General features: G+C 62.4%; 20 protein-coding genes and 1 pseudogene. 13 read left to right on the forward strand and 8 right to left on the reverse strand.

Annotation, left to right across the window (positions count from 1 at the left end; genetic code table 11):
* Positions 1–103 precede the first annotated feature (103 nt).
* From ACPWR9_RS07060 to ACPWR9_RS07080, 5 genes are all read left to right on the forward strand, one after another.
* Positions 104–709, forward strand: coding sequence for a helix-turn-helix domain-containing protein (locus ACPWR9_RS07060; protein ID WP_426311984.1), 606 nt, complete (start codon positions 104–106; stop codon positions 707–709).
* Between the two features lie 8 nt (positions 710–717).
* Positions 718–1,398 carry a Crp/Fnr family transcriptional regulator gene (locus tag ACPWR9_RS07065; RefSeq protein ID WP_426297779.1) on the forward strand — a complete coding sequence of 227 codons (681 nt, stop codon included), beginning with the start codon at positions 718–720 and terminating at the stop codon, positions 1,396–1,398.
* Between the two features lie 102 nt (positions 1,399–1,500).
* Entirely contained in the window at positions 1,501–1,917 is a 417-nt protein-coding gene (locus ACPWR9_RS07070) for a RidA family protein (protein WP_426297777.1), read from the forward strand.
* Positions 1,918–1,937: 20 nt separating this feature from the next.
* Complete coding sequence (locus ACPWR9_RS07075) at positions 1,938–2,969, forward strand: 4-hydroxyphenylpyruvate dioxygenase family protein (RefSeq protein WP_426297775.1); 1,032 nt, start codon at positions 1,938–1,940, stop codon at positions 2,967–2,969.
* Positions 2,970–3,111: 142 nt separating this feature from the next.
* Complete coding sequence (locus ACPWR9_RS07080) at positions 3,112–4,095, forward strand: aliphatic sulfonate ABC transporter substrate-binding protein (RefSeq protein ID WP_426297773.1); 984 nt, start codon at positions 3,112–3,114, stop codon at positions 4,093–4,095.
* A 10-nt stretch (positions 4,096–4,105) separates the two neighbouring features.
* On the opposite strand, the gene ACPWR9_RS07085 is transcribed toward ACPWR9_RS07080, so the two are convergent.
* Complete coding sequence (locus ACPWR9_RS07085) at positions 4,106–5,233, reverse strand: agmatine deiminase family protein (protein ID WP_426297771.1); 1,128 nt, start codon at positions 5,231–5,233, stop codon at positions 4,106–4,108.
* A gap of 165 nt (positions 5,234–5,398) precedes the next feature.
* Between ACPWR9_RS07085 and ACPWR9_RS07090 the strand changes: the two genes are divergently transcribed.
* Entirely contained in the window at positions 5,399–6,283 is an 885-nt protein-coding gene (locus ACPWR9_RS07090; protein WP_426297769.1) for a LysR family transcriptional regulator, read from the forward strand.
* Between the two features lie 93 nt (positions 6,284–6,376).
* Here ACPWR9_RS07090 and ACPWR9_RS07095 read toward each other — a convergent pair whose 3' ends face one another.
* The 3 genes from ACPWR9_RS07095 to ACPWR9_RS07105 are packed head-to-tail and all read right to left on the reverse strand — an operon-like array spanning position 6,377 to position 8,008.
* Positions 6,377–6,898, reverse strand: coding sequence for a phage tail protein (locus ACPWR9_RS07095; RefSeq protein WP_426297767.1), 522 nt, complete (start codon positions 6,896–6,898; stop codon positions 6,377–6,379).
* A gap of 12 nt (positions 6,899–6,910) precedes the next feature.
* Positions 6,911–7,447, reverse strand: a complete 537-nt coding sequence (locus ACPWR9_RS07100; protein WP_426297765.1) for a phage tail protein — start codon at positions 7,445–7,447, stop codon at positions 6,911–6,913.
* A 9-nt stretch (positions 7,448–7,456) separates the two neighbouring features.
* Complete coding sequence (locus tag ACPWR9_RS07105; RefSeq protein ID WP_426297763.1) at positions 7,457–8,008, reverse strand: phage tail protein; 552 nt, start codon at positions 8,006–8,008, stop codon at positions 7,457–7,459.
* 710 nt (positions 8,009–8,718) lie between these two features.
* Here ACPWR9_RS07105 and ACPWR9_RS07110 point away from each other — a divergent pair.
* A pseudogene (locus tag ACPWR9_RS07110) lies at positions 8,719–9,627 on the forward strand (IPT/TIG domain-containing protein); the annotation flags it as partial.
* A gap of 99 nt (positions 9,628–9,726) precedes the next feature.
* Positions 9,727–15,687 (forward strand): IPT/TIG domain-containing protein, encoded by a 5,961-nt coding sequence (locus ACPWR9_RS07115; RefSeq protein ID WP_426298025.1) that lies wholly within the window; start codon positions 9,727–9,729, stop codon positions 15,685–15,687.
* Positions 15,688–15,747: 60 nt separating this feature from the next.
* On the opposite strand, the gene ACPWR9_RS07120 is transcribed toward ACPWR9_RS07115, so the two are convergent.
* Positions 15,748–16,080, reverse strand: coding sequence for a hypothetical protein (locus tag ACPWR9_RS07120; protein WP_426297761.1), 333 nt, complete (start codon positions 16,078–16,080; stop codon positions 15,748–15,750).
* 122 nt (positions 16,081–16,202) lie between these two features.
* A complete protein-coding gene (locus ACPWR9_RS07125) occupies positions 16,203–17,018 on the reverse strand; it encodes a hypothetical protein (RefSeq protein ID WP_426297759.1) in 816 nt (271 codons plus the stop codon).
* 372 nt (positions 17,019–17,390) lie between these two features.
* Here ACPWR9_RS07125 and ACPWR9_RS07130 point away from each other — a divergent pair, with 372 nt between their 5' ends.
* The 3 genes from ACPWR9_RS07130 to ACPWR9_RS07140 all read left to right on the forward strand — a co-directional run bounded on the left by ACPWR9_RS07130 (position 17,391) and on the right by ACPWR9_RS07140 (position 21,605).
* On the forward strand, positions 17,391–19,271 hold the full coding sequence (locus ACPWR9_RS07130) for a methyl-accepting chemotaxis protein (RefSeq protein WP_426297757.1): 1,881 nt from the start codon (positions 17,391–17,393) through the stop codon (positions 19,269–19,271).
* A 140-nt stretch (positions 19,272–19,411) separates the two neighbouring features.
* Entirely contained in the window at positions 19,412–19,768 is a 357-nt protein-coding gene (locus ACPWR9_RS07135; RefSeq protein ID WP_426297755.1) for a GFA family protein, read from the forward strand.
* 241 nt (positions 19,769–20,009) lie between these two features.
* A complete protein-coding gene (locus ACPWR9_RS07140; RefSeq protein WP_426297753.1) occupies positions 20,010–21,605 on the forward strand; it encodes a methyl-accepting chemotaxis protein in 1,596 nt (531 codons plus the stop codon).
* Positions 21,606–21,787: 182 nt separating this feature from the next.
* Here ACPWR9_RS07140 and ACPWR9_RS07145 read toward each other — a convergent pair whose 3' ends face one another.
* Positions 21,788–23,284 carry an acetyl-CoA hydrolase/transferase family protein gene (locus ACPWR9_RS07145; protein WP_426297751.1) on the reverse strand — a complete coding sequence of 499 codons (1,497 nt, stop codon included), beginning with the start codon at positions 23,282–23,284 and terminating at the stop codon, positions 21,788–21,790.
* A gap of 232 nt (positions 23,285–23,516) precedes the next feature.
* Here ACPWR9_RS07145 and ACPWR9_RS07150 point away from each other — a divergent pair, with 232 nt between their 5' ends.
* On the forward strand, positions 23,517–24,431 hold the full coding sequence (locus tag ACPWR9_RS07150; RefSeq protein WP_426297749.1) for a LysR substrate-binding domain-containing protein: 915 nt from the start codon (positions 23,517–23,519) through the stop codon (positions 24,429–24,431).
* Positions 24,432–24,461: 30 nt separating this feature from the next.
* Here the strand turns inward: ACPWR9_RS07150 and ACPWR9_RS07155 are convergent, their stop codons facing one another.
* Complete coding sequence (locus ACPWR9_RS07155) at positions 24,462–24,935, reverse strand: hypothetical protein (protein WP_426297747.1); 474 nt, start codon at positions 24,933–24,935, stop codon at positions 24,462–24,464.
* 269 nt (positions 24,936–25,204) lie between these two features.
* Here ACPWR9_RS07155 and ACPWR9_RS07160 point away from each other — a divergent pair, with 269 nt between their 5' ends.
* Positions 25,205–26,791, forward strand: a complete 1,587-nt coding sequence (locus tag ACPWR9_RS07160; RefSeq protein ID WP_426297745.1) for an EAL domain-containing protein — start codon at positions 25,205–25,207, stop codon at positions 26,789–26,791.
* The last annotated feature ends 81 nt before the right edge of the window (positions 26,792–26,872 follow it).

The following is a 26,872-nucleotide window of genomic DNA, read 5'->3' on the forward strand; positions in this document are numbered from 1 at the left end:
TTATGAAGGCGGCGCTGCCTATATGCCCCGGCGTCAGCCTTGGGGAAAGATTGGCTTTGCGCTTACGGGTGTGATGGAAGTGAGCGTCGAGGGAAAGCGATTCTTGTCGCCACCGCACTACGCCACCTGGATACCCGTCGACGCGCATCATCACTGCCACAACCGCAACAGCGTGAAATTCGTCACGATCTACATCGACCGCGCGTGGTGTGCGGACATGCCGGAGACAGCGTGCACGTTGGCACTCAGTCCCCTGATTCGCGCCATTTTTTCGGACTTTCTGACGCGCGAGGTCGTGACACCGGAGACCGACGACGACCTGCGGCTCGTACGGGTTTTGATGGATCAGTTGCGCAAGGCTCCTCGACGAGACAGTTACCTTCCGCTATCGGACGATCCGCTGCTTCAACCCATCACCGATGCATTGCAGTCGCACCCGAGCGATCGGCGCTCGCTCGCCGACTGGGCTGAATCTCTCGGCACAACGGAACGTACGGTATCCCGGCGTTTTCAGGCGGCGCTCGGCATATCGTTCAACGAGTGGCGGCAACGCCTGAAGCTTGTCGCCGCGTTGACGCAGATTGAAGAAGGTAAATCCGTCCAGAAGATTGCCGACGATCTTGGCTACAGTTCGCCGTCGGCATTCATTGCCATGTTCCGCCGCCAGACGGGGACCAGTCCGTCGTACCTTTCCAACGAAGGGACGTGAGGTAACTTATGCCCATAAAAAAACTCGCGCTTCCCACGACACAAACCTGGCACCTTGACGGCGCCACCGCCGACACGTGGATCCAAGCGGCGCATCTCGGCCACAAAAAGAAATACGTGAAAGGCTCGGTGATCTATCGGCAGGGCGAGCAGGGCACCACTTTCTATTTCCTGCTCTCGGGACGCGTCCAAGTCTCCATTTTTCAGCACGACGGCGCCGAGTTCATTCTCGAAGTGATGGGGCCGTGGTCGATGTTCGGTGAAAGCCCCGCTGTAGAAGGTGACAGCCGCATTGCCACGGCCATCACGGTGGAAGATTCAGAACTTATCGAATTCGACATTCGCGCCATCATCGACGCTATTCCGACGCACCCCGAAATCGCGGTGTCGTTGATGCGCATCATTGCGCTCAAGCAGCGCGTACTCGCCTCGCGCATTCAATACCTGGCGCTGCCCAAACCGGAAGCCCGTATCGGGGAGCTCCTCGGTCGCTTGTCCGAGCTCTACGGCGAAGACCACGATGGCCGCACGCTTATCTCCATCGCGCTGACTCACGAGCAAATCGCCGCCATGACCGGTGCCACACGTGTCACGGTCACCCGCGCTTTAAAGCGACTCGCCGATCTCGGCGTGATCGAGATAAAACAACGTCGCATTTGGGTGATCGACGCCTCACGACTGCTTGGATGACTTGGTAGCGCGATATACAGACTTGGCGTTTTCGCCTCGATAGAGTGATGTGCATGCCGCCTCCCGGTATTTGCCCATTCAACTCAACGAGAAGGAATTGCCATGACCACTATCGAACGCCTGCGGCTGCCTGACGACGACGCCACATTCGGCGGCAATCGCATCTTCGACCTGTTTCAATACTCGCCCGCAGTCACGGCCAATGGACTGGTGTTTATCGCCGGTCAAATCGGTTTGCGCGCCGACGGCACCATCCCCGAATCGCCGAAGGAACAAATCGATGCGGCCTTCAAGCGCATCGCTGCGGTGCTCACGCATTTGGGGCTCGATTTCACCGATGTCGTCGAATTGGTCTCGTACCACACGGACCTCACAAACCATCTGGCCGACTTCCGTGCGGTGAAGGAGCAGTACATTCGCTCGGACTTCCCGGCGTGGACCATTCTCGGCATCGCCGCACTGGCTCGCCCTGAGTTGATCGTCGAAATCAAAGTCGTTGCCGCCACGCGCAAGCCCTGACCCGCTGCGAGGACACATCAATGACTAGCCAAGTCAAAACCGACGGATTCGCGTTTGTCGAATTCGTTTCCGAGAATCCGCGTGAGCTCATCGAGCTTTTTCAGCACCTGGGGTTTCGCGTTCGCGGCAAGGCGCAAGGTGAGGTTTATCTCCTGACGCAAGGCGCCGCAGCGTTCATCGTGAATGGGATGCCGAATGCCTTCCGCGACACGCACGGCGCGTCGGTGCGTGCCATTGGCATTCGCGTCGATGACGCTGCGCGTGCGCAATCACAAGCGTTCGCGGGTGGTGCTGACGTAGCACTGCCGAGCAAAGCAGGGGCCTTCGTTGTCGACGCGCCAGCCATTCTCGGCATTGGGGATAGCCTGGTGTATTTCGTCGACTTCGACTTCCGCCAGATTTTCAATGGATCTGCCGAGGCGTGGAACATCGCTGACGGCGGTGCCAGCATTGTGGCCGTCGACCACACGTCGAACATCGTGCATCCGGAGAACCTCGACCGCTGGGCCAACTTCTATCGCGATACGTTTGGCTTTGCCGAGAAGCAGTATCTCGAAGTCAAAGGGCACATGTCGGGCATGCGCGCGCGCTCGATGGTCAGCCCGTGCGGGCGTGTATCGATTCCGGTGGCCGCTGCCGCCCACGACCAACCCGGCGTACTGAACCAGAACGACGAGTTTATTCGTGACTACGGTGGCGAAGGCATTCAGCACATTGCACTGCTGACCTCCGACATCGAGAACACCATCGACAGGTTGAGTCAGGCGGGGATTGAATTCATGCCAGCGCCTTCGCAGACGTACTACGACGGTATCGCGCAGCGCCTGCCTAATCACGGACTCGACATTGAACGCCTCGCCGGACGCGGCATTCTCGTCGACGGCAAAGGGCCGAAGCGCGTGCTGTTGCAGCGATTCACGAAGCGTCAGATCGGTCCGGTGTTTTTCGAGATCATTGAGCGGCGCGGCGAAGACGGATTTGGCGAGGGCAATTTCAAGGCCTTGTTCGAATCGCAGGAGCAGGACCAGCAATCGCGTGGCTTGAACGCATGACGACAGACGCTGAGGGGGCCGATTTTCGCGTGCAATAAGGGAAATCCGGCCGCAACGTCATAAGCATTCCACAAGCGATTCGTTCCCATCGTGCCAGTGCCCGATTAGTCTGGACGCCACGCTCAACTTCGATGGAATCGCTATGTCTTCTGACTTCTCCGCTGCCCGCCGCCGCTTGCTGACGACGGGCGCCGCCGCGCTTGCTTATGCCGCTGCCGCGCCCATCGCATCCGCGCAATCGGGGGCGACCGGTGCCACCGGTGCGCGCGTGTTGCGCATCGGGCATCAGAAGGGGTTGCTCACGCTACTCAAGGGGCGCGGCACGCTGGAAAAGCGGCTGGCGCCGCTTGGCGTACACGTGACGTGGACGGAGTTTCCGTCAGGGCCGCCGCAGCTTGAAGCGCTCAATGTCGGCTCGATCGACTTTGGCGACGTCGGTGAAGCCCCGCCGGTGTTTGCGCTGGCAGCCGGTGCACCGTTCGTCTACTTCGGGCAAGGTGTGCAGCGGCCTAACAGCGAAGGGCTGCTCGTGCCGAAAGCATCACCGATCACATCGTTCGCCCAGCTCAAGGGCAAGCGCGTCGGTTTCACCAAGGGCTCAAACACGCACTACCTGTACGTGCGCCTGCTGCAACAGGCGGGCTTCAAGCCGCAGGACATTACGCCGGTGTTCCTGCAACCCGCCGACGCACGTGCGGCGTTCGAGCGAGGCGCCATCGACGCGTGGCTGGTGTGGGATCCCTTCCTCGCTGTCGCGCAAAAATCACTCGACGCGCGCCTCGTGACCGATGGCACCGGCCTGGTCGGCAATCGCTTGTACTTCTTCACATCGCGCACGTACGTTCAACACAACGAGGACGTATTGCGCGCTGTCATCGACGAACTCAATATCGTCGACAAATGGGTCGAGGCGAATCGCGCGGCCGCCGCCGCCGAATATGCGCAGCTATGGAACGTGCCACGCGATGCGGTCGAGTTAGTGCTGTCGCGCCAACGCTTCGGCATCGAGCGGATCACACGTGCCACGCTCGCCGAACAGCAGCAAATCGCCGACGCCTTCCTCGAGCTTAATCTGTTGCCCAAGCGTATCGACGTCGCACAAGCTGCGCCGCCTTCCTTGGGTTAATCGACCCGGATCACGCGGGCTGCTGCTGTGTCGTGCAATGAATGCCACCGCCGCCGCCTGCAATACCGTCGATGTTGAGCTGCACGATCTCTCGCTTGGGGAACAAGTCGCGCAACTTGTCGCGCGTGCTTTTATCCGTTTGGCTATCGCCGAATTGCGGCGCGATTACCGCGCCGTTGCACACGTAAAAGTTGACGTACCCGGCGGCGAATTCATCGGACTCATACGTGCTGCGAACGCTGTTAGGCCCCGGCAGCACCACCACTTGCAACTTACGGCCTGCGGCATCCGTGGCCTGACGCAGCAAGTCGAGATGGCGCATCGTGACCGCGTGATCGTAGGACGAGGTGTCGTTGTCCAAGTGGGCGATCACCACGCCGGGGCGTGCGAATCGTGCGTAGAAATCGGTGTGACCGTCCGTAATGTCCTTGCCCGCGATGCCGGGTAGCCAGATGATCTTGCGAAGGCCGAGCAGCCGCTTCAACTCAACTTCACACGCCGCCTTATCGACGCCCGGGTTCCGATTGCGGTTGAGCACGCAACTCTCGGTGATGATCGCCGTGCCGTCGCCGTCGACCTCAATGCCACCCCCTTCCAGCACGAGCCGGGTATGCAGCGCTCGCACGCCCGCTTCCTGTGCGACGAAATCGGCCACCTTGGCATCGTCGCCATACGCTTGCTTCCTGCCCCAACCATTGAAGTTGAAATTGATCCCGGCCTTCTCGCCCGTGCGAGCGCGCACGAACACGGGGCCGGTGTCGCGGATCCACAAATCGTCGATCGGTTGCACGATCAGGTTCACGGTGTCGCCGCATTTGCGCTGGGCGACGTCATAGTCCTCTTCGCGCACGAGCATGTTCACCGGCTCGAAGTCGCCGATCGCTTGCGCGATGCGCGCCAAACCGTCTTGGGCCGCCCCTTGCATACGGCGGCCCCAAATGTCTTCGCTTGGCCCGAATGCCATCCACGTGGCCGAGTGACGTTCGCCCTCGTCCGGCATGGTCCACGTAGGTGCGGCCCCGTCCGGCGCACCTGCCGCGAAGGCGCTACGGGCCAAGCCACCCGTGACGGCGCCACTCATCAGAGCCGCGCCCGAGGCCATCAATCCGCGCTTCAGAAAACGACGTCTTGCTTGCATATCTCCATCCTGTCGAAGCATTTCCGCACGAGATTACGCCATCGGGAGATTGCCGGTGCGTCGGCCAATCGGGCAGTTGACGCAGTTTGGGGTATCCAATCGATAATGAAAAGCGACGTTTATTGCTATGATTAATCAAGTTTTCTCATATCTTGGTGACTAACGATGCGTCGGCAACGGATTCCCTCTCTCAAATTGCTCATGGGTTTCGAGGCGGCGGCCCGTCACGGCAATTTCTCCCGCGCGGCCGACGAGTTGCATATCTCGCAATCGGCGATTAGCCATCAGGTGCAGCAACTGGAGTCGGAAATCGGCCAGCCGTTGTTTCGCCGCGTCGGGCGGGGAGTGGAGCTGACGGTCGCAGGTGAGGTGCTCCAACGAAGTGTGCAGCGCTCGGTGGACACGCTGCAAAACGGTCTCGGGCGCATCGCCACGTATCTTGACCCGGGCCTCGTCGCCATCGCGGGCCCGGCAACGTTGCTGCACGGTTGGGTAAGCCCTCGCATCGAGCAACTTCAGGCACGCAACCCCGCACTGTGCCCGATGCTCTCGACCGACGATGCCGCCAGGTTTATCGACGAGACTGACATCGACATCGTCATCAGCGACCGGCCCTTGTCGCAGACGGGGCTCTTGGAAGTGCCATTCCTGAAAGACGAGTGGGTCATTGCCGCCGAGCCAACATTGGCGGCACGGCTGGAAGGCGTACCTCGCGAGCTGCATCCCGCGCATGCCTCGCTGATTTGTCTCGAAGAGAGCTTTACGCGCGACGAAACGGCGGCGCTGTTTCGTGATGCACTGGACCCGTTTCGCAAACGGGCGATCTATGACGACGAACGACTGTTGCTCGATGCCGCGTTGCGCGGGCAGGGCATCGCATGCATTTCACGATTGCTGGCCGATGAAAGCGTGAAGCAGGATCGCTTGCGCATTCTTCCCGACTATCCCCGCATCGAAGGGCGCACGTGGTGGGTGTCGCGCGTGGCGGGCGAGCCGCGCTCGGTGTTCGTGTCGGAAGTCTTCGACTGGCTCATCGCGCAGGCGGCCTGACACCTTACGCCTGACATCAAATAAAAAACCGGCACACCGCCAACGAATAGCGGATGTGCCGGTTCTAAAACAACGACGACCTTGACGCGCGCGTTAGGGACGCGGCGGGAACCAGCCGTTTTTAATCGCGATACAGAAAGCCAACGGCAGATACGGTTGCATGTTGTTGTGCGCACCGCTGGTGCAGGCGGGGCCTACCGTCCACGGCGAGAGCGATACGAGCGACAGATCCGACGTGCTCTCGCGATAGACGTTGTTGCCGGTGACAACAAACCGGGCGGGCAACTTGTCGCCAGCCGACTCACCCGCCGGGCGCGTGGAGTTGGCGAATGCCGAATGCGTGTGCAGCGGCATGTGCTGCTCTTGGAGCGTCACTGTCGGGCTCCCCTCCACCTTGCCCATCTGGGCCGCATCCGTGGTTCCCCGCGATACCAAACCGCGCAGATCCGGCACCGCAAACGTCGTCCGGCCGTCCCCGCCGTACGTCGTGCCAATCACCGCATAGAGCTCGGGGAAGGCGCGAATCTGAAGGATCGTGCCGTCGCAAGTGACCCAGTCGATCGGCGCATAGTTGAAGGCGTAGAGCCGAATTTCACCAATGAAGTAATCGTCCATGGAGCTCTCTGGTCAGCCTTGCGATGGGTAGAGGCCGTTGACGCAGATGATGTAGTTCATCGACGCCGTGGGCATGAGGTTGGGGTGCGCGGTAGGCTGAACATTACCGGCGGGTGCAATGGCGGGCGCCGCCAGTGCCGACTTGGTGGGCGCGGAACGTGCCCCCGAGTCATAAAACACCGCACTGGTTTTCGCCAGCGTCACATCCGGGCCGGGCGTGGGCGTCGTGGCGTCTTCCGTCGAGGCGTTGATCGTATGCGAGTGGCCCGGCATGTCCGAAGGCTGGAGCGTGACCGTGTCGCTGCCGATCTGCTGACCCAGCAGCCGCTGCCCGGATCCCGGCACTTGTCCCATGCCGATCGGCACCCGCAGTCGCAGGTCGGGCAGTCGAAAGTTGGTTCTGCCATCGCCGCCGTACGTCGTGCCGATCAGCGAGAACAGCACTTCGTAATCGGAGGCGATGTTGAGGAGTTCCCCGTTGCAAAACTTCCACCCCTGCGGGGCGTAGTTGCCAGCGAACATGCGAATTTCACCAATGTAGGCTTCCATGTCCGGCTCCTAGGGGCGTGGCGGGTAAAGGCCGCCCTGAACGCAAATGATGTAGTTCAGGACCAGCGAGGACTGCATGTTGTTGTGAGCGGTGGCGTCGCTCGTCGCGCTGCTCGCTTCGGGCGATTCCGCCGTCAACGTCTGCGCCGTTACCGGACCATAGAGCGCGGTGCCATTGCCGGCCGGTCCGCCCGACGGCGCGATCACACTCTTGGCAAGCAAACGGTCTTTGCCGGCGCCAGCGATCGGCTGCGTCGCATCGTTCGTCGTTGCACGAAATTCATGCGTGTGTGCGGGCACCTGCTGCGCATTGAGCGCCACCGTTTCGGTACCCCCGGGCGCGCCTTGGTTGTATGTCCCAGGCAGCCGATGCATCGCGACGCGCCCGCGTAGGTCGGGCAGCCCGAAGGTGCTTCGGCCATCGCCACCGTATTGCGTGCCGAGCAACGCGAACAGCACCTGATTGATATTGACGTTGAGCAGGCGCCCGTCACACGGTAGCCAGCCCCTGGGTATGACCGGAAAAGCGCACAAACGTATTTCCCCGAGATAGGAGTCCATCCGTTTCTTCCTGGTTAAGTGGCGACGCCACGATCTTTGAATTCTTATAGGCGCGCATTTTGCCACCACCATATTTCAATTCAAATAAATTTCGTTACCCGTATTAAATTTCGATGGGTAAAACGATTGTTTGAAATTGTTCGCTTATTAACAAAAGAGACATCTAAATATTGGTGAATACCCTTGGCTCGTTGCGGTAACTTCGGTTTACCGAGAATCGGGCTTGACGCGGAAGGCAATGGTGCCTACCCTTGCGCAGAAATTAGTCAGGTGTCCGTCAGTTCGCGTTAGACGTGCACCGATATATGCCGGAATGCATGGGGAAAATGCACCGGAAGCGATGTTTCGGAAATGCCCGGAACGCGCCAGCAAAATTACAAATTGGTCTTTGTCGACGAATGGGCAAGGATTTCGGGGGAAGTCAAATGAAAACGCAATACCAACGGGGCGAGTCGGTATTCATACGATGGGCATCGCGCCTATCTGTCGGTGGCAATACGAGTGAATTGCCCGGCCTGTCTTCTTTAGACACGCGACAAATTATTTCCGATTGATCTGAGTCAGCGAACGCCGCGAGCCGAGCCTACGGGCTAGCTCGCGGCGTTCGCGTGCGTGCTCGCTTGTCATGCGTTTGCGTGACTCGCGTGAGCGTCGTGCCCCGTGCACGCGGTCGTCTCCAGCCAAGTCATTTGCATCTCTCCCGGTTCGCCATGCTGCCTAGTCTCCAACGCTCTATCGAGTCCGCACGCCGTCGGCGCTCACCCCTCGCGCCTGTCACCTGGTTTCATTGGCTGCGTGCGCTGCTGACCCTGTTGGTGTTGTTCACGGTGTCGTCGTCGGCTTGGGCGCAAACACCTTGCGTGACGTGGACGCCGACGGCAGGGCAGCTCTCCAGCGGATCCTATCGCTACCAACTGCCACAAAACAGCGCGTGCGATCCTACGAACGACGGTTTGTACACATCACCTGGTCAGAACGTTGGTACGCTCTACGACCCCAACGATAGTTCGTCGTTTGCCGTCGACCTGGGTACCTTTCCGTACGACATTCTGGTCTTCACGCCAACCGCTAACACGGTAGAGACCTCGTGGACGTACAAGCTGTACAGAAACGACGACACGCCGGTGTACATCGCCGTCAAAATCCCGGCGGGCGTGCCAACGCTCGCCCGTTTGTCGACGAACAGCGGGTCGACGACCGGTGGTGAGCCGGTCACGCTTACCGGTACGAACTTCGTTTCCGGCGCGACCGTGTCGTTCGGGGGGACGCTGTCACCAAGCGTCGTTGTGAATAACCCGACGACGATCACGGCGACCACCCCAGCGCATGTCGGCGGAACAGTGAACGTTGTCGTCAATACGTCGGGTACCGGCGGCGGCGGGGGCGGCTCGGCGACGCTGACGAACGGCTTCACCTTCATCGCACCGCTGCCAACGGTCACCTCACTTTTTCCGACGGGCGGTTCAAACGCCGGTGGTACGAGCGTGACAATCACCGGGACAAATTTCACCGGCGCAACGGGGGTTAACTTCGGCGCGACCCCCGCGACAAATGTCGTGGTGGTGAGCAATACGACGATCACTGCGACATCCCCTGCTGGGACGGCGCCAGTCGATGTCACCGTCACCACGAGTGCAGGCACCAGCGCAGTCAATGCCCCGAACGATAGGTTCACGTACGCCCCGACAGTGACGGGTGTATCACCGTCGTCGGGTGCCATGAGTGGTGGCGGAGCGGCGACGATCACCGGAACCGGCTTTACCAATGCCACCTCGGTGACCTTCGGTCCGAACGCCGCGTTGCCCTATACGATCGTGAACGACACCACGATTACGGTGCCGAGCGTACCCGGCGGTACTGGCACCATCGACGTCAAAGTGACGAACAGCGCCGGAATCAGCGCCATCAACGCGAGCGATCAATACACCTATCTGGCGGCGCCGACCGTAACTTCAGTGGCGCCAAACGTAGGGCAGGCCGGCGTCGGAACGACTGTCACGATCCGTGGCACGGGCTTTAGCACCGGCGGGGCGCCGACGGTTAAGTTCGGGGCGACACAGGCGACGGGTGTCACTGCCCTCAACGACACGACGATGGTCGCCACATCGCCCTTCGGGGCTGCGAGTACCGTCGACGTGACGGTGACCAACACGAATGGCACCAGCGCGACCAGTGCCAACGATCAATTCACGTTCGTGGGCGTCCCGAGTATTACATCGCTCGGGACGACGGAAGGCCCGCTCGCTGGCGGCACGTCTGTGACGATTAACGGGAGCGGCCTCAAGACCGCGAGTGCGGTGAAGTTCGGCACGGTCAACGCGACATCCTTCACGGTCAATAGCGACGGGCAAATTACCGCGACAGCGCCGGCTGGCTCAAGCGCTGGCCTCGTCGACGTGACGGTCACGACGATTGGGGGGACGAGTCCGACCAGCAGCGCCGATCAGTTCAATTACCGAGCCGTGCCCACCGTAACGGGCGTTTCGCCAACTTCGGGCTTGGCCGCAGGGAGCGACGCCGTGGTGATCTCCGGCAGCGGTTTCACCAGCGCGTCAACGGTGAAATTCGGCGGGGTTTCGGCGACGAACGTCGTGTTCAATAGCTCCAATCAGCTAGCGGTTCGCTCACCCCCTGGCACGGGCACGGTCGATGTGACCGTGACGACAACGGGCGGCACCAGTGCGACCAACGCGAGCGACCAGTTCACCTATAAGCCGGTCCCGGTGGTGACCGGCCTCTCGGTGACGTCTGGGGGGATGACGGGCAACACGAAGACCATCATTACGGGGACCGGATTTACCGGCACCGTCGGTGTGACGTTCGGCGGATCGCCAGCGTCGAGCTTCAATATCGACAGTGACACGCAGCTTACGGTGTATTCGCCCAGTGGGCCTTCGGGCACCGTCGATGTCGTCGTGACGACGCCAAACGGAACGAGCGCAACCAGTGCGTCGAGCAAGTTCACGTATTACCCGACGCCGACGATAGCGGGGGTCTTCCCCAATTCGGCACCTGCGACCGGTGGCACAGCTGTGGTGATCTCCGGCACGAATTTTGTCTCGGGCAGTACGACAGTGTCGTTTGGCGGCGCGTTCGTCACCCCCTCTGTCGTGACTCAGACCTCGATGACCGTCACGGCGCCAGCGGGGACACCCGGTCCGGCAACGATCACTGTCAATGCGCCCGGCGGAACCGCCACGCAATCCGGCAGTTTCACTTACACCGCCGTCCCTGTCGTGACTTCGCTTTCCCCGACGACAGGGCCACTCGCTGGCGGCGCCACCGTGACGATCCTGGGTAGCGGTTTCACCGGTGCCTCGTCGGTGAGCTTCGGCGCGACGACGGTAACACCAACCGTCAATAGCGATTCTCAGATCACGGTGACCGCGCCCAGCAAGACCGGTGCCGGTACGGTAGACGTCACCGTCACGGTGCCGGGAGGCGGCACCAGCGCGACCAACCTCAACGCCAAGTTCACTTACGCGGCGGTACCGGCCACGACGACGATAGCGCCGGCGAGTGGCCCGGCTGCCGGTGGCACCACGGTGACGATCAGCGGGACCGGATTCACCAATGCGACCGCCGTGATGTTCGCCACAGGATTTGGGACGAATCTGAACGTCGTCAGCGACACGCAGCTTACGGTGAAAGCACCCAGTGGCACCGCGGGCAGCACGGCTGATGTGACCGTGATGACGCCGGGCGGGACGAGCCCGCCGAATCCGAGCGTTCGCTACACCTTCATTGCGCCCCCTGTCGTCACCGGGCTCTCGGCCACTGGCGGCCCATCGGCGGGCGGCACAACGGTGACGATCACCGGCAGCGGATTCACCGGTGTCACGGCGGTCACCTTCGGCGGTGTGGCGGGGACAGCGGTCAACTTCATCAGCGACACACAAATTACGGCGGTCTCACCCGCCGGCGCCGGCACGGTCGACGTGAACGTTACGACGCCGGGCGGCGTCAGCGCGTCGGGCAGTGCCAGTAAATTCACCTACGTCGGCCCACCCGCGGTGACCGGGCTTTCCGTCACCGCAGGGCCGCTCGGTGGCGGGACGATCCTGAAGATTTCGGGTACCGGGTTTACGGGCACGAACGCGGTGTCGTTCGGCGCCGCGGTCGCAACGGCTTTCAATGTCGATAGCGACACCCAGATCACGGCGACCACACCGGTGGGCAGCGCCGGGATCGTCGATGTGCGCGTGACGACGCCAGGCGGCACGAGCGCGATTGCGGCAGCTGACAAGTACACCTACGTCGCCGGGCCGCTGTTGACATTGGCGACACCGAGCGGTGGACCGGCCTCCGGCGGTACGACGGTAACGCTCACCGGCGCGAACTTCGTTGTCGGGTCGACGACAGTGACTTTCGGCGGCGTCGCGGCGACGGGCGTTACCGTCAGTAGTGCGACATCGTTGACGGCCACGACGCCTGCGGGAACGGCGGGCGCAGTCGACGTCGTTGTCACGACGCCCGGGGGGAGTCGCCCGCTGGCCAATGGTTTTACGTACTACGCCGTGCCTGCTGTGAGTGCCATTTCGCCGACAACCGGCCCAACGGCGGGCGGGACTTCCGTCGTGATTACGGGCACAGGCTTCAGCAATGTGACCGCTGTGTCGTTCGGCGGTACGGCGGCAACCGGCTTCACGGTGAATAGCACCACGCAGATCACCGCGACCTCGCCCGCAGGGACAGGCGCGGTCGACGTGCGCGTGACGACCCTTGGCGGCACGAGTGCCACTGTCTCGGCCGATCAATTCACCTACGCGGGCACACCGACGGTGACAAGTGTCACGCCGAATAACGGGCTGACCACGGGCGGCACCGCTGTGACAATCACCGGGACGGGGTTCACTGGGGCGACGGCAGTCAAATTCGGCACGAATAACGCGAGCACAGTGACCGTCGTGAGTCCGACGCAAATTACCGCGACGTCTCCGGCGGGCAGTGTTGGCGCGACCAACGTCACCGTCACCACGCCCGGCGGCACCAGCGCGACGGGCGCGGGCAATCAGTTCACCTACAACGCGCCGCCGTCGATCAATTTCGTGACGACGACGCTGCCCGGTTCGGTCGCAGGCACCGCTGGCTACAACCAGTCGATTCAGGTGACCGGTGGTGTGGCGCCGTATGTGTTCTCGATCACGTCCGGTGCGGTGCCGACCGGTCTGGCGTTCGACCCGGCGACGGGCGCCCTCACGGGTAAGCCGACGGCGGTGGGCAGCTTCACGTTCGTGGTGCAGGCCAAAGACGCGAACAATCTGGCGGGGACGCAATCGTTCACCGTGCAGATCACAGCGCCGGTGTTATCGATCGATACGGCCGCGCTGCCGAACGCAACCGTAGGCGTCGCCTATTCGCAGGCACTAACGGGCAGCGGCGGTGTTTCGCCGTACACGTACTCGACGACCAGTGCGCTGCCTGCCGGACTGACGTTTGCGAACGGGACGATCAGCGGTACGCCGACGCAAACGGGCCCGTTCAGCCTGGCGATCAAAATGACCGACAGCACGACGGGCACTGGCGCACCGTTTTCCACGACCAAGACGTTGACGCTTACCGTGGGCGCGGCTGCGTTGACGCTTGCGCCGACGACGCTGCCCACACCGGTGGCAGGGCAGGTCTACAGCCAAACGATGACGGCATCGGGCGGCACCGCGCCTTACCGGTTCACCGTGACGAGCGGCGCGTTGCCCGCGGGTCTTGCACTCGATGCGGCATCGGGCGCACTCACCGGCACGCCGAGTGCCACCGGCACCAGCACGTTCACGGTGACGGCCACCGACGCCAGCACCGGGCCGGGCACGCCGATGACCGTGTCGAAGAACTACACGTTCAACATCTCGAGTCAGGTGGCCTCGGCGCCGGCGATTCAGACCAAGGTGCTGGCGAACTCGCCGCTCACGATTCACGCGACGGCGAATGCGGTAGGCGGTCCGTTCACGCGGGTGGCTATCGTGACGCCGCCTGCAAGCGGCACGGCAGTCGTGAATGGTGAAGACATCGTGTACACGCCCGCAGGCAACACCAACGGCGTGGTCACGTTCACGTACGCGCTCACGAATGCCGTCGGCACGTCGGCACCGATTCCGGTGTCGGTGACGGTGGAGGCGGTGCCGATCACGGCGCCGGGCCTGCAAGCGAATGTGGACGCGAACGGCACGGCGACCATCGACATTACGACCGCCGCGAGCGGCGGACCGTTTACCGGCGCCAACATCTTGTCGGTGTCACCGGCAAATGCGGGGACGGCGACCATCGTGTCGGTCACTGCCCCGGCGCCGGCTGCGGCGGCGGGTGTGCGTCTGATGCGAGCGGCGGTCGCAGCGCCCACCACGCAGTACAGCGTGCGCTTTGTGCCGGCGGCGGCCTTCGCAGGCATGGCGGTGATTACGTACACACTGTCCAACGAGAACGCGACATCGGTGCCCGGCACGCTGCAAGTGAGCGTGGCGGCCCGTAAAGATCCGTCGACCGATCCGGATGTTTCCGGCCTGATCGGTGCGCAGGTCGAAGCGGCGCGGCGATTTGCGACCACCCAGATCGGCAACTACAACCAGCGCCTTGAAATGCTGCACGGCAAGGGGCGCGCCCCGTCGAGCAACGGGCTGAATGTGGTGCTGCCGTCACCGGATCGCGATCGCAATGTGTCGCGCTGTCAGGACGTTGTGGGTATCTCCGAGCGCGATGCGTGTCTGCGGGGCGAAGTCAGCCCGACAGCGATGAGCAAAGCGAAGAGCCTCGACGTGCGCGACCCGGCGAACAAGGGGGGCAGCGGCGTGAGTACAGGCGATGCCAATGCGCCCGACTTGCCGGGTGAGGGCGCCAACGACGATCAGCGCTTCGCTTACTGGACGGCGGGGACGGTGGACTTCGGTTTCGCCAACATGGCGGCCAATTCGGCAGCGCAGCGCTCGGGCTTCAAATTCACGACGGGCGGTGTCACGCTCGGCGCGGATTACCGCCTGTCCGACCAGTTGTCGTTGGGGGCGGGCTTGGGCTACGGGCACGATTCGACGGACATCGGCAGCTCGGGCACGCGAAGCACGGGCGATAGCTACAGCGGCGCGCTGTATGCAAGCTTCCGTCCGATTCCGACGTTGTTCGTCGACGCAGTGGCGGGCTTCGGCACGCTGAACTTCAGCTCGCGCCGCTGGGTCATCGATTCGAACGACTTCGCGAGCGGCAAGCGCACCGGTCAGCAGTTCTTCGGTTCGCTGTCGGCGGGTTACGAGTTCCGTAACGACGACTGGTTGTTCTCGCCGTACGGGCGCTTGACGGCGTCGCGCTCCACGTTGGATCAGTACAGCGAAACCGGCGCCGGGCTAAATGCACTCACGTACTTCAAGCAGAACGTGAATACGTTGTCGGGAACCCTCGGTGTGCGCGCGGGCTTCGCCAAGGCCACGCCGATCGGGACGATCTCGCCGTATATCCGGGTGGAGTTGCAGCACGACTTCAATGGCCAGAGCATGGCCGGTCTGGCATATGCCGACATTGCGGGGAGCGGGCCGGTGTACTTCGTGCCGGGCAGCCCGTACGGCAGCGATCGCGTGCAAGTCGGGTTCGGTTCGAAGCTGCGCACGGGCGTGCTGATCTTCGGGCTGGATTACAGCGTGACGACCGGCATGGGTGGCTTGCAGCAGGGTGTGCGACTGACCCTCTCCGCGCCGTTCTGATGCGGTGAGTGTGATGGCGTAGAAGCGCAAAAGGCCAGCCCACGGGGCTGGCCTTTTCGTTTAGTCCAATGCTGGTTCGTCGGCAACTTTGCGCTCGCGCAAGCGGCGAAAGAAAGCGGCGTTGTGCACGTCGGCCGTGTCGAAGACGGCGTCGGCGGCGCGTAGCACGGCAGCGTTGAGAAGCGCGCGGCTGTCGGTATCGCAACGGGTGGTGCGCGCTTGCATCGCAAGTTGTTTCGCGATCTCGCCGATCACGCCACGTTTGATGGCGCCGAACGAGGCGTCCGGTTGCCCATCGAGATGATTGACGTGGGCGAGCAGCATGCCCAACACCTGCGCGTGTACGAGTTCGGTGGCCCGCTGTTCCATGGCCAGTACGTCATTTTCAGTCATGAGTACCCCCGATGAACGATGTTTTGCGAAGGGATGCTTCGCCAGCATAGCACCGCCACATGGGCGTCGCTCGCATCGTTCCGGAGGGCGCTCAAGCCCCTCGATTCAAGGGGCTACGGGGGCTATTGCAACCAGGCGGCAGGCACGCCACCGCGTTTGCGGCGCTCTTCCGCACCGGCGTGCCAGCCCGGGTAACTGTCGGTGGCAACGCCCAGCGAGATCAGCGCCCCGGCCGCCTTTTCGTTCTTCGCGTCCTTCGCGACCGCGTACAGATTGGGCGGCGTATCCGGCGCGCCCGGGTGGCGGCGTGAGATCAGACTCGGCTCATTCAGGTCGACGCCGTACTTCTTGAACAACGCCAGTTGTTCGGGCGCGTTCGGGTAGTCGTCCTTCACCACGAGATAGGGCAGGCTCACATCCATCCCGGTGCCGGGCATGGTGACCGGCATGCCGCCGCGCAGGAACAGTTCGACGGCGCGCAAATCCCCCATCCGGCTCGCCTTGGCGAATTCGTACGGGTCCCACTTCATGCCGATGTTGTTGAGCTCGACGCGCGGGTCGTCGCTCTTGCCGTTCTTGATGTCGACCAGCAGCTTCTGCACGTTGGCCACCCACTGCAAGTTGGCGGCTCCCACGCCGCCTTGCTCGGCGTGTTTGCTGCTCGCAATCGCGCCAAAACTGAACGCGCCCGCGCACAGGCCTGCACAGACGACCAGGCTGCCGTGAATACGACGCCGCCCGCCGAACAGGCGCATAGCGAGCAACACGAAGAACACCAGTACCGCACACCCGGCCACGTAGTTGATATACGGGAAGAAGGGCCGGATGAAGTCGAGTACCGGAATCAGAATGGCGGTGGAAATTGTCATGACGGCGTTGATCGGCCCGATGTGATCGGTGACCCACCGTCCCCCTTCCACGTACGTTTGCGTTTTCATTGTTATCGAGAAGCGTGGTGTATTGACGTTGCAATCCATGCCCGGCGAACCCATGCGAGAGGTGGCCGCGAAGGCGCGCACGATTATGCCAGCGAACCATCTTCAACACAGTGACAGGCGTTGTCATCCTGTCAGTCCTTACAGGACGTGGCAACTGGCCACTCAGATACTCGCCTGTTTCGCATGCCTGACGTTTCGCTATCCGTAACGATGCGGTTGCACCTTTCGGCGGTCGTTTCGGGTTAACACCTAAAGTTTCGCGTTCGGTGGCCGTAAGTCATGAGGTGGAATCATCCACTGCGTGGAGCCGGTGGCCTGGGGCGCCGGTTCTTGTTTCTCTCCTCCAGCCACAGGCCTGCCAGTCCAGACAGCATGACAGTATCTTCGCTTAGAACACGCATCATTCTGATCGCATGTGCCACCGTCATCGGGGCGCTGATTCTCTCCGGCATTACCACCTACCTCATCGTGCGCAGCAGCATGATGTCGACCATTTCCAACACGCTCGACGCCGTCGCGCGCGGCAACACCCTCGCCGTCGAGCGCTGGGCCGCCGCCAAAGGGCAGTCGGTAGTCGGCACGGCCGCCGCCGTCGAAAAGGGCGAGCAGGGCGTCGCGCTCACCAAGTTGCTCGGTGCGACCAACGGCTTCCCGATTTCGAGCATCGGCTGGAGCGACAAGTCCTACTTCTCGAGCGGCCCCACGCCGCCCGATTACGACCCGACCGCGCGCCCGTGGTACAAGGGCGCCACCGCCGCAGGCAAGCTGACCGTCGTCAAGCCGTACGCGGACATTGCGTCGGGCAAGCTGTACGTGTCGTTCGCCGCGCCGATTCTGCGCGACGGCCAGACGCTGGGTGCCGTGAGCGGTGCCGTGCCCCTCGATGCCGTGCAGGACGTGGTGAAGGCTGTGCATCCCACGCCGTCGAGCCTCGCTTTCGTCGTGTCGCGTGACGGCCTCGTGATTGCGCACCCCGACGAGAAGCTGATGCTCAAGCAATCGAGCGATCTCGCTCAAACGCTCACCCCGGATGCGCTCGCGAGTCTTGAGCGTGCGAAAGACCCGATGGAAGTGCAACTCGGCGGCGACGCCAAGCTGCTCAAGGTGCAGCCGGTGCCGGGCACCGACTGGCTCTTCGTGGTCGCACTCGATAAGGCCGAAGCCACCGCAGGCCTTTCGCAGGTGCTCAGCGCCACGGTCATCACACTGATCGTGCTCACGTTGTGCGCGATCGGTATCGCCAGCTTCTTCACGTCGCAGGCGTTCCGCCGCTTGTCGCAAGTGCGCGACGCGATGGACACCATCGGCTCGGGCGGTGGCGATCTGACGCGCCGTCTGGATGTCGTCGGCAACGACGAAGTGGCGCAGATCTCGCGCTCGTTCAACGCGTTCGTCGACAAGATCAGCACGGTCATGCTCGATGTGCGTTCTGGCGTGCACGGCATGACGTCGGCCACTAGCGAAATCGAGATGGGCAACCGCGATTTGTCGCACCGCACCGAGTCGTCGGCAGGGACGTTGCAGGAGACGTCCGCCGCGCTCACCGAGTTGACCGCGAGCGTGAAGCAGACCGCCGAAGCCGCCGAACACGCCACGCGTCTGGCGAACGACGCCAGCGAAGCGGCCGCCCGCGGTGGCGACGTCGTCACAGGCGCCGTCACCACGATGAGCGAAATTGCGCAGTCGTCCGAGCGCATCACCGAAATCATCAGCGTGATCGACGGGATTGCGTTCCAGACGAACATTCTGGCGCTCAACGCTGCGGTGGAAGCCGCGCGGGCGGGCGAGCAGGGCCGCGGCTTTGCGGTCGTCGCAGGCGAAGTGCGCACGCTGGCGCAACGCAGTGCCGCTGCCGCGCAGGAAATCAAGACGCTGATCGAAGCCTCGGTGCAAAACGTCAAGAGCGGCACGCAGCGCGTGCAGGCCGCGGGCAACACGATGGGCGAGATCGTCGATGGTATCGGGCGTGTGCGTCGTCTCATCGGCGAAATTCACAGCGCGATGACCGAGCAAAGCACCGGCATCAGTCAGATCGATCGCAGCGTGGCGGAAATGGACCAGTCGACGCAGCAGAACGCCGCACTGGTTGAGGAATCGGCCGCCGCGTCGGCCATGCTGAGCGAACAGGCCCGTAATCTTGCCGACACGGTGGCGTTGTTCCAACTGCGCGAGCACAGCCGTCACGGCGTGACGGTCATGAACACGCGCACGGGGGCGGGTTCGCATCGTGATGAACCGGCACTTGCCGCATAAGCCAAACTCGCTGGCAAGCCGCGCCTAAAGCGGCCGCGCACTGAAGGCTGCAATTGCATCGCCCGCCCGCTGGATTCTGTCGCACAATAGGACAGCCTCCGGCGGGCGGGCTTTTTCAATTCGAATTCAGGAGACACGACATGGCAACTCAGCACTACCAGGGCGGCTGTCATTGCGGTGAATTGCGCTTTACTGCGAATCTTGATTTGTCCAAATCAATTGCGTGCAATTGTTCTATTTGCAGCAAGCGCGGGCTGATTCTCACGTTCACGCCATTAGGTGAATTAACGCAGACAGCGGGTGCCGATTCGAATCGGGAATATCTTTTCAACAAGCATATGATTCATCACCAGTTCTGCGCAAAATGCGGTGTCGAAGCGTTTGCTTTTGGCGAGATGCCCGACGGTACGAAAATGGCGGCGGTCAACGTGCGCTGCCTCGATGGCATCGATCTCGACGCCGTGCACCCCACGCCGTTCGACGGTGCCAGCCGATAGCGGCATTGCGGAGAATAGATGAAGCCGTATATTTAAACGGATATTATTGATGTCTCTAAATTTCGGTTTGCCATGCAAAACCAGAAAAACAAAACGGCGCATCCATTGCGCCGTTTTTTTATTGGCAGAAAGATTGTGAAAGTCATTGCGTGAGAATCGAGGGATTATTGGCTCAAGATTCTCAAATGAACTTCCGTTATGCCATGCGATTGTTCGTGTTTTGTCGCATTCTGGAGTTGGCATGAAGTTCTTGGGTAGTCTCAAAATCGGCACGCGCCTGACCCTCGGGTTTGCTGTGACGCTGGTGCTGCTGTGTATCGTGGGCGGCATGGCGGTGTTTCAGGCTTCGCGCATTTATGGCGGTACGCGCGATCTCGCCGATAACTGGCTGCCCAGTGTGCAGACACTCGGCACCGCGCAGGTTGCCGCGAACGCCGCGCGCCGCGCCACGCTCGCCTCGCTGTTGACCACGGTGGAGCAAACGCGTCTCGACGAAGTGAACAAGCGCACGGCGTCCATCGACCTGATGAACAAGACGCTGACCGCTTACGGCAGTCTCGTCGCCTCCAATGAAGACCGCCGGGCTTACGAGGCGGTGCGCGAGGCATGGGCCGCCTATCTGGCCGTCGACAATCGCATCGCCGAACTGGCCAAGGGCGACGACAGCGCGCAAGTGCAGGCGCGCACGCTTGCCATGACCGATGAGGTGCAAACCTTCGCCGTCCTCAGCCAAAAGCTGACGGAGCACGTTGCCGTCAACCGTGCAGGCTCGGTGTCGGCCGCCGAAGCCGCCGCCGCCAACTACCACGCAGCATTCGTCGCCACGATCGTCCTGATCGTGTTGGCGCTGGGCGTGAATATCTTCATCGCGTTGCTGATCACCCGCTCGATCACGGTGCCGATCGGTCGTTGCGTGGATATCGCCGAAACGGTGGCCCGCGGTGACTTGAGCTCGCGCATCGACGTGCATGGGCAAGACGAACTGGCGAAGTTGCTCGGCTCGCTGCGGGACATGAACGGCAAGCTGGCGCAGGTGGTCGGCCAAGTGCGCAACACCAGCGAGAGCATTGCCACGGGATCGGCGCAGATCGCTGCGGGCAATACCGACTTGTCGTCGCGCACCGAGCAACAGGCGGCGTCGCTCGAAGAGACGGCCGCGAGCATGGAAGAGCTCACGACCACGGTCAAGCAGAACGCCGACAATGCCGAACAGGGCAACGTGCTGGCATCGAATGCGTCGCAAATCGCCCAGCGAGGCGGTGCAGTGGTGCGGCAGGTCGTCGAGACGATGCGAGAAATTTCCGAGGGATCGTCGCGTGTGGGCGACATCACCAGCGTGATCGAAGGGATCGCGTTCCAGACCAACATCCTCGCGCTGAATGCCGCCGTGGAAGCGGCGCGCGCCGGTGAGCAGGGCCGCGGCTTTGCGGTGGTCGCCGGTGAAGTTCGCACGCTGGCGCAGCGCAGTGCCAACGCCGCGAAGGAGATCAAGGAATTGATCGACGCGTCGACGCGTCAGGTGAACGAAGGCGCGAAGCTCGTCTCGGAAGCTGGCACCACGATGGATGAGGTGGTGCAAGCGGTGAAGCGTGTGACCGATCTGATGGCTGAGATTGCCGCCGCATCGACGGAACAGCGCACAGGTATCGAGCAGGTGAATCAGGCCGTGATGCAGATGGATACCGTGACGCAGCAGAACGCTGCGCTGGTGGAAGAAGCGTCCGCCGCCGCGCAGTCGATGGCTGCTCAGTCGAGCGGCCTGCGCGAACTGGTGTCGATCTTCAAGCTGGACGGCGCAGCCAACCAATCGGGGCAGCCGCACCGCTTGTCGGCGTGATCGGTGCCCGGGCAATTGTCGGGCACTCGTCAGGCAATCGCCGGGCAATCACTGGGCACTCACCGGCCAATAAAAAGCGGCCCGCCGGCGTAAGGCTGGCGAGCCGCGAATGCCAGGACACTCTCACCAGCGTCCGGCCCACGGGACCGCATGCGTCCCATGTTCTTTCTGCTGCGATGGAATTACCGCGCAGCGAGCATCGACCCGCGATCGCGCAGGTTGATGTGCATCTCGAAGGCGCGTTCCAGCGCGTGCGGCGTGTGACCGCCATATCGCTGGGCATCGCGGTAGTAATCGCGCAGCACGTCGCGGTAGGACGGATGCGCGCAACGGTCGATGACGAGATTCACGCGCTCGCGCGGGGCCAGCGTGCGCAGGTCGGCCAGCCCTTGTTCGGTCACGATGATGTCCACGTCGTGCTCGTTATGGTCGACGTGCGGCACCATCGGCACGATGCTGGAAATCTTGCCGTCCTTGGCCACCGACTTCGTCGCGAAGATCGCCATGCGCGCATTGCGTGCAAAGTCTCCCGAACCGCCGATGCCATTCATCATGTGCGTGCCGCCGACGTGCGTGGAGTTCACGTTGCCGTAGATGTCGGCCTCAAGTGCGGTGTTCAGCGCAATGAGCCCCAGTCGGCGAATGACTTCCGGATGGTTGCTCACTTCCTGCGGACGCAACACGAGCTTGTCGCGATAGTGCGCAAGATTGCCGAAGACGCGGTCCTGCACGGCCTGCGAGACGGTGATCGACGAGCCCGACGCGAAGTCCATCTTGCCCGCATCCATCAGTTCGAACGTCGAGTCTTGCAGCACTTCCGAGTACATCGTCAGATGCTCGAACGGCGAGTCGATAAAGCCCGTGAGCACGGCGTTCGCAATGGTGCCGATGCCCGACTGAATCGCGGGCAGCGTGCGAGGCAGGCGGCCGCGCGAGACTTCGTGCTGGAAGAATTCGATGAGGTGACCGGCGATGCGCTGCGTATCGGCATCGGCGGGCAGGGCGTTCGAGGCGCTGTCGGGCGTGTCGGTAATGACGATCGCGGCGATCTTCTCGGGCGCGATCTTCACGACGTTCGTGCCGACGCGATCGCGCACGTCCACGATCGGCAGCGGTGCGCGGTGTGGGCGTTGCCCCGGAATCCAGATATCGTGCATGCCCTCGAACGCGAGCGGCTGCGCGAGGTTGATTTCGACGATGACCTTGTCGGCGAGAATCGCAAAGCTTGCGGAGTTGCCGACCGACGAGCTCGGCACGAGGCCGCCGTCTTCGGTAATGGCCACCGCTTCGATCACGGCAACGTCGAGCTTGCCGAACTGACCGGTGCGCAGGAATTCGACCGTTTCCGACAAATGCTGATCGACAAACATGACTTCGCCGCGATTGATCGCGCTGCGCAGTGTGGTGTCGACTTGGAAGGGCAAACGTTTGGCGAGCACACCCGCTTCGGTTAGCGTCTTGTCGGAATCGTGTCCGAGCGACGCGCCGGTGATGAGCGTGAGCTTCATCGGGTGCGACTTGGCGCGCTTGGCAAGCGCAATGGGCATGTCCTTGGCGTCGCCGGCGCGGGTGAACCCGCTCATGCCGACCACCATGCCGTCGCCAACCAGCCGGGCGGCTTCGTCGGCGCTCATCACCCGGTCGCGTAGCGACGCCAGGCGGATGCGGTCTTCATACATCGTGATGCTCCTCGTCTCTCTTATTCGATCGCCGGTCGCGACCCCGCCGTATCAGGCGAAATCTGGCCATCCGATCGCTTTGCCGCGACGGTCGTGGGTACACCGGTCACGCTTGACTCGAAGTGTATTGACCCATCGGCTACATTTCCAATATATTGAAAGTGCTTGTTGAATACTTTTTATGTATTGGTGGCTCGCCCCTATACCGGGCAAGCCTGACGCGGGAGCGGATATGGAATTGCGGCATTTGCAATATTTCATTGCAGTGGCCGAAGAGCGGCATTTCACGAGGGCGGCGGCGCGCGTCGGTATTCAGCAGCCGCCGCTCAGCCTTCAGATTCGGCAGTTGGAAGAGGAACTGGGTGGACCGCTTTTCGTGCGCTTGCCACGCGACGTGGTGCTCACCGAGCTGGGCGAGGCGTTCCTGCCGGAGGCACGCCATATTCTGGAGCGCGTCGAGCGCGTGAAGCGGCAGATGCAGCAGATCTCGCGCGGCGATGCCGGACACATCCGCATCGGTTTCGCCGGGGCGACGTACTTCGAGCCGACCATTCCAGCGTGGATTCGCGATTTCCGCGCGCGGCATCCCGATGTGCAGCTTCATCCGCAGCAGAGCAATACGGCGAGTCTGCTGGCGGCGCTGGTGAACGAGGAGGTCGATGCCGCGTTCGTGCGCACGCCCGTCGATGCGCCGCCGGGCATCGTGAGCGTGCCGGTGGTCGATGAAGCGATGGTGCTGGTGCTGCCGCTGGGGCATCCGATGTGCGCGCGTGAGCGCGTGCCGCTGGCGGCGCTCGCGCAGGACGAGTTCATTTTGCTGCCGCGCGAGATCAGTCCGGCGCTGTACGACCGCACAGTGGCGGCGTGCGAGGCGGCGGGGTTCCGGCCGAAGCTAGGGCAGGAGGCGCCGCAGATTACTTCCATCGTGCCGATGGTGGCGGCGGGCTTTGGTGTGTCGCTGGTGCCTGCGTCGGTGAGTCAGATTCGCACGCCCGGCATGGGCTTCTGGCCGATCGATGGCGACGTGCCGCGCGCGCCGATTAGTCTGGCGTACCGCGCTGCGCATGGCTCGGCGGCGCTGGATCGCTTCATTGCGATGCGCCCGGCGGGCGGGCGCAGCAGTGACGACCTCGCACCCATCGACTGATTGGCGCTAGCGACGCAGTGCGACGGGGACTTACTCGTTGACCGGCGTTTCGTTGGCCGCGTGCGCGCTAGGGGAACCGATCGAAACCGGACCTACGGCCAATGTCGTGGGCGAGAGTCGTGTGGGCGCGAGCACCATGCCGTTGAGCGACCGGCCTGTGCTGCTCGACTTGCCGCCGTCGGCATAGTCGCCATAGTCGCGTTGACTCCGGCTCGGCAGCCCATCCCCACCGGTTGGCAACCAACCCTGTGCGCGCAGCTGATTCACCAGCAGCGGATGGATCATCAGCGAATAGAGCAAGCAGGTGAAAGGCAGCGACACAACGAGCGCCGATTCGTGCCAAACGAGCGCCGGGCCGAGGGCGAGGGCGAGCCAGACGAGAGCATGCCAAGTGAAGCCGTAGGCCAGCAAATAGAGCGGGCCCAGGAAGAAGGCCGCGATGCACGACAATTGCGAAATTTCCATGATGTCCCCGCTCGCCGGATTGCGAAATTTGAGTGCCATAGCGAGCTCGGGAACGGTGTGATGGAAAGCTGCACGTTACACCTGAGCCGACCCCATTTCGTCCCACTGCATTGCACCTGCCGAGCCCCGTGTGGCGGGCCGCGCCGGGGCGTCTGGAGGGGGCAGAGAAGCCCCTGGCGGCTCTGGTCACCGGCCATCGTGTGGCAATCCGATGGATATAGGCGACGCTCGCGTTGCGTCCGGGCAGGTACGCTACACTGCGGCCATGCCCGTTGGGATCCGGGGCGCTCTGGGGACACACCCACGACATGCAGACTCTTCAAAGGCTGACCCGTTGGCTGCCCGTGCTTGTCGGGGCGGTCGTCGGCATGATCGTCATCTTGATCGCGGCACAGGTGGTGCAGACCCGTGTCGACGATTTTCGTCTGCGTGCGTTCGTGCGCGACATCATGGGCTACATGAACGACGCGTCGCTCGCGCGCCGCAACGCCCTGTTTCAAGCCCCCCAGAACGTCGAAGTCCCCTGTACCGATGCCGACATTCTCGACCTGCGACGCGTGGCGATGCGCAGCCCGTATTTCCATGACATCGGGCGCGTGCATGATGGCAAGTTGCTGTGCTCGGCCATGCTCGGCAAGATCGATCCCGCCCCCGTCTTGCCGGAACCGGTTCACGAAACACTCAACGGCGTGAAGCTCTGGCACACGATCACCGGGGTGGTGACGCCAGGCGTGCAGGTCGATGCCACGGGGTGGGGCGATATCGTGGTGTTCAGCTCACCGGTCTTGCCGCCTCGCCTCGCCACGCCTGACCCGGGCTTCGCCTCCATCGCGTCGACGAACGACAAGCGGTTTCAGTTCTGGCGCGCAGGGATGTTCGACGATCAGCGCAAGATCGAGTTAGGTGTCACGTCGCGTTGGTTCGACATCGGGCCGTTACGCCGTTATTCCACCTGCTCCGATGTGGTGGATGTGTGCGCGTCGGCGGTCTACACCTCGTCGAGCGTGTTGCGCAACCCGATTGGTCTGGCACTGGCCTTCGCCATCGGGGCTGCACTGGGTGGCTCGGTGGGCATGTCGTGGCGCTCGCGCAAACGCTATCGGATGTCTGTCGACTGGGTGACCCAGCATGCGGCAGAAAACGGGGGCATCAACGTGGTGTATCAGCCGCTGGTTCGCCTGCGCGATCGCAAGATGGTCGGTGTGGAGGCGCTCGCCCGCCTGAGCGACAGTGCCGGCCGGCCAATCTCGCCCGAGATGTTTATCCCGATCGCCGAGCGCCAAGGGGTGATCGGACTGGTGACGCGTCAGGTGGCACGGCGCGCGCTGATCGATATGCATGGGCGTGCGCTCGCGGACCCCGAATTTCACATCAGCATTAATCTCGCCGCCGAAGATGTTGTCGACAAGTCATTTCATACGTTTCTGAATCACATTGCAGCGTCATTGCGTGTGCCGCGCACGCAAATTGCCCTTGAAATTACCGAGCGTTCGACCGACAGCATGAAACGGCTTGGCGATGCGCTAGACCGCTTGCGAGTGGACGGCTATCAGATTCATATCGACGATTTCGGCACCGGTTTCTCGAATCTGGCCTATTTGTCGACACTGCACGTCGATACCTTGAAGATCGACCGGATGTTCACGCAGGCGATTGGCGCCGATGCCGTGGGCAGTGCGATCGTCGATCAGATATGCAAAATGGCGGCGCTGCTGAATGTGGGGGTGATCGTGGAAGGGGTGGAAACGCGCTTGCAGGCCGATTACATGCTCTCGCATTGCCCGGAGGCGGTGGGACAGGGCTGGCTTTTCGGCAAAGCCGTGCCGGCCGATGAATTGCCGTCGGCGGAAATGCTGGTAAAAGTCATGGAAGACGATGCACTGCCTGTCACTTAAATCTGCGTGAGCGTGAATTTACGACAAACCGTATACGATTTATTGTCGACACTTTGATCGGTGCACACGTGCAGTGAGAGA

The sequence above is a fragment of the Pandoraea pneumonica genome (genome assembly GCF_049918595.1).
GTDB lineage: Bacteria > Pseudomonadota > Gammaproteobacteria > Burkholderiales > Burkholderiaceae > Pandoraea > Pandoraea pneumonica_A.

Bases quoted from the DNA above. Each gene is read 5' to 3' on its own strand.
- ACPWR9_RS07140 (WP_426297753.1), top strand. From the start codon at position 20,010: ATGAAGTTCTTGGGTAGTCTCAAAATCGGCACGCGCCTGACCCTCGGG.
- ACPWR9_RS07115 (WP_426298025.1), top strand. From the start codon at position 9,727: ATGAGTGGTGGCGGAGCGGCGACGATCACCGGAACCGGCTTTACCAAT.
- ACPWR9_RS07125 (WP_426297759.1), bottom strand. From the start codon at position 17,018: ATGAAAACGCAAACGTACGTGGAAGGGGGACGGTGGGTCACCGATCAC.
- ACPWR9_RS07160 (WP_426297745.1), top strand. From the start codon at position 25,205: ATGCAGACTCTTCAAAGGCTGACCCGTTGGCTGCCCGTGCTTGTCGGG.
- ACPWR9_RS07070 (WP_426297777.1), top strand. From the start codon at position 1,501: ATGACCACTATCGAACGCCTGCGGCTGCCTGACGACGACGCCACATTC.
- ACPWR9_RS07145 (WP_426297751.1), bottom strand. From the start codon at position 23,284: ATGTATGAAGACCGCATCCGCCTGGCGTCGCTACGCGACCGGGTGATG.
- ACPWR9_RS07095 (WP_426297767.1), bottom strand. From the start codon at position 6,898: ATGGACGATTACTTCATTGGTGAAATTCGGCTCTACGCCTTCAACTAT.
- ACPWR9_RS07105 (WP_426297763.1), bottom strand. From the start codon at position 8,008: ATGGACTCCTATCTCGGGGAAATACGTTTGTGCGCTTTTCCGGTCATA.
- ACPWR9_RS07080 (WP_426297773.1), top strand. From the start codon at position 3,112: ATGTCTTCTGACTTCTCCGCTGCCCGCCGCCGCTTGCTGACGACGGGC.
- ACPWR9_RS07100 (WP_426297765.1), bottom strand. From the start codon at position 7,447: ATGGAAGCCTACATTGGTGAAATTCGCATGTTCGCTGGCAACTACGCC.
- ACPWR9_RS07075 (WP_426297775.1), top strand. From the start codon at position 1,938: ATGACTAGCCAAGTCAAAACCGACGGATTCGCGTTTGTCGAATTCGTT.
- ACPWR9_RS07085 (WP_426297771.1), bottom strand. From the start codon at position 5,233: ATGCAAGCAAGACGTCGTTTTCTGAAGCGCGGATTGATGGCCTCGGGC.
- ACPWR9_RS07120 (WP_426297761.1), bottom strand. From the start codon at position 16,080: ATGACTGAAAATGACGTACTGGCCATGGAACAGCGGGCCACCGAACTC.
- ACPWR9_RS07135 (WP_426297755.1), top strand. From the start codon at position 19,412: ATGGCAACTCAGCACTACCAGGGCGGCTGTCATTGCGGTGAATTGCGC.
- ACPWR9_RS07130 (WP_426297757.1), top strand. From the start codon at position 17,391: ATGACAGTATCTTCGCTTAGAACACGCATCATTCTGATCGCATGTGCC.
- ACPWR9_RS07150 (WP_426297749.1), top strand. From the start codon at position 23,517: ATGGAATTGCGGCATTTGCAATATTTCATTGCAGTGGCCGAAGAGCGG.
- ACPWR9_RS07065 (WP_426297779.1), top strand. From the start codon at position 718: ATGCCCATAAAAAAACTCGCGCTTCCCACGACACAAACCTGGCACCTT.
- ACPWR9_RS07090 (WP_426297769.1), top strand. From the start codon at position 5,399: ATGCGTCGGCAACGGATTCCCTCTCTCAAATTGCTCATGGGTTTCGAG.
- ACPWR9_RS07155 (WP_426297747.1), bottom strand. From the start codon at position 24,935: ATGGCACTCAAATTTCGCAATCCGGCGAGCGGGGACATCATGGAAATT.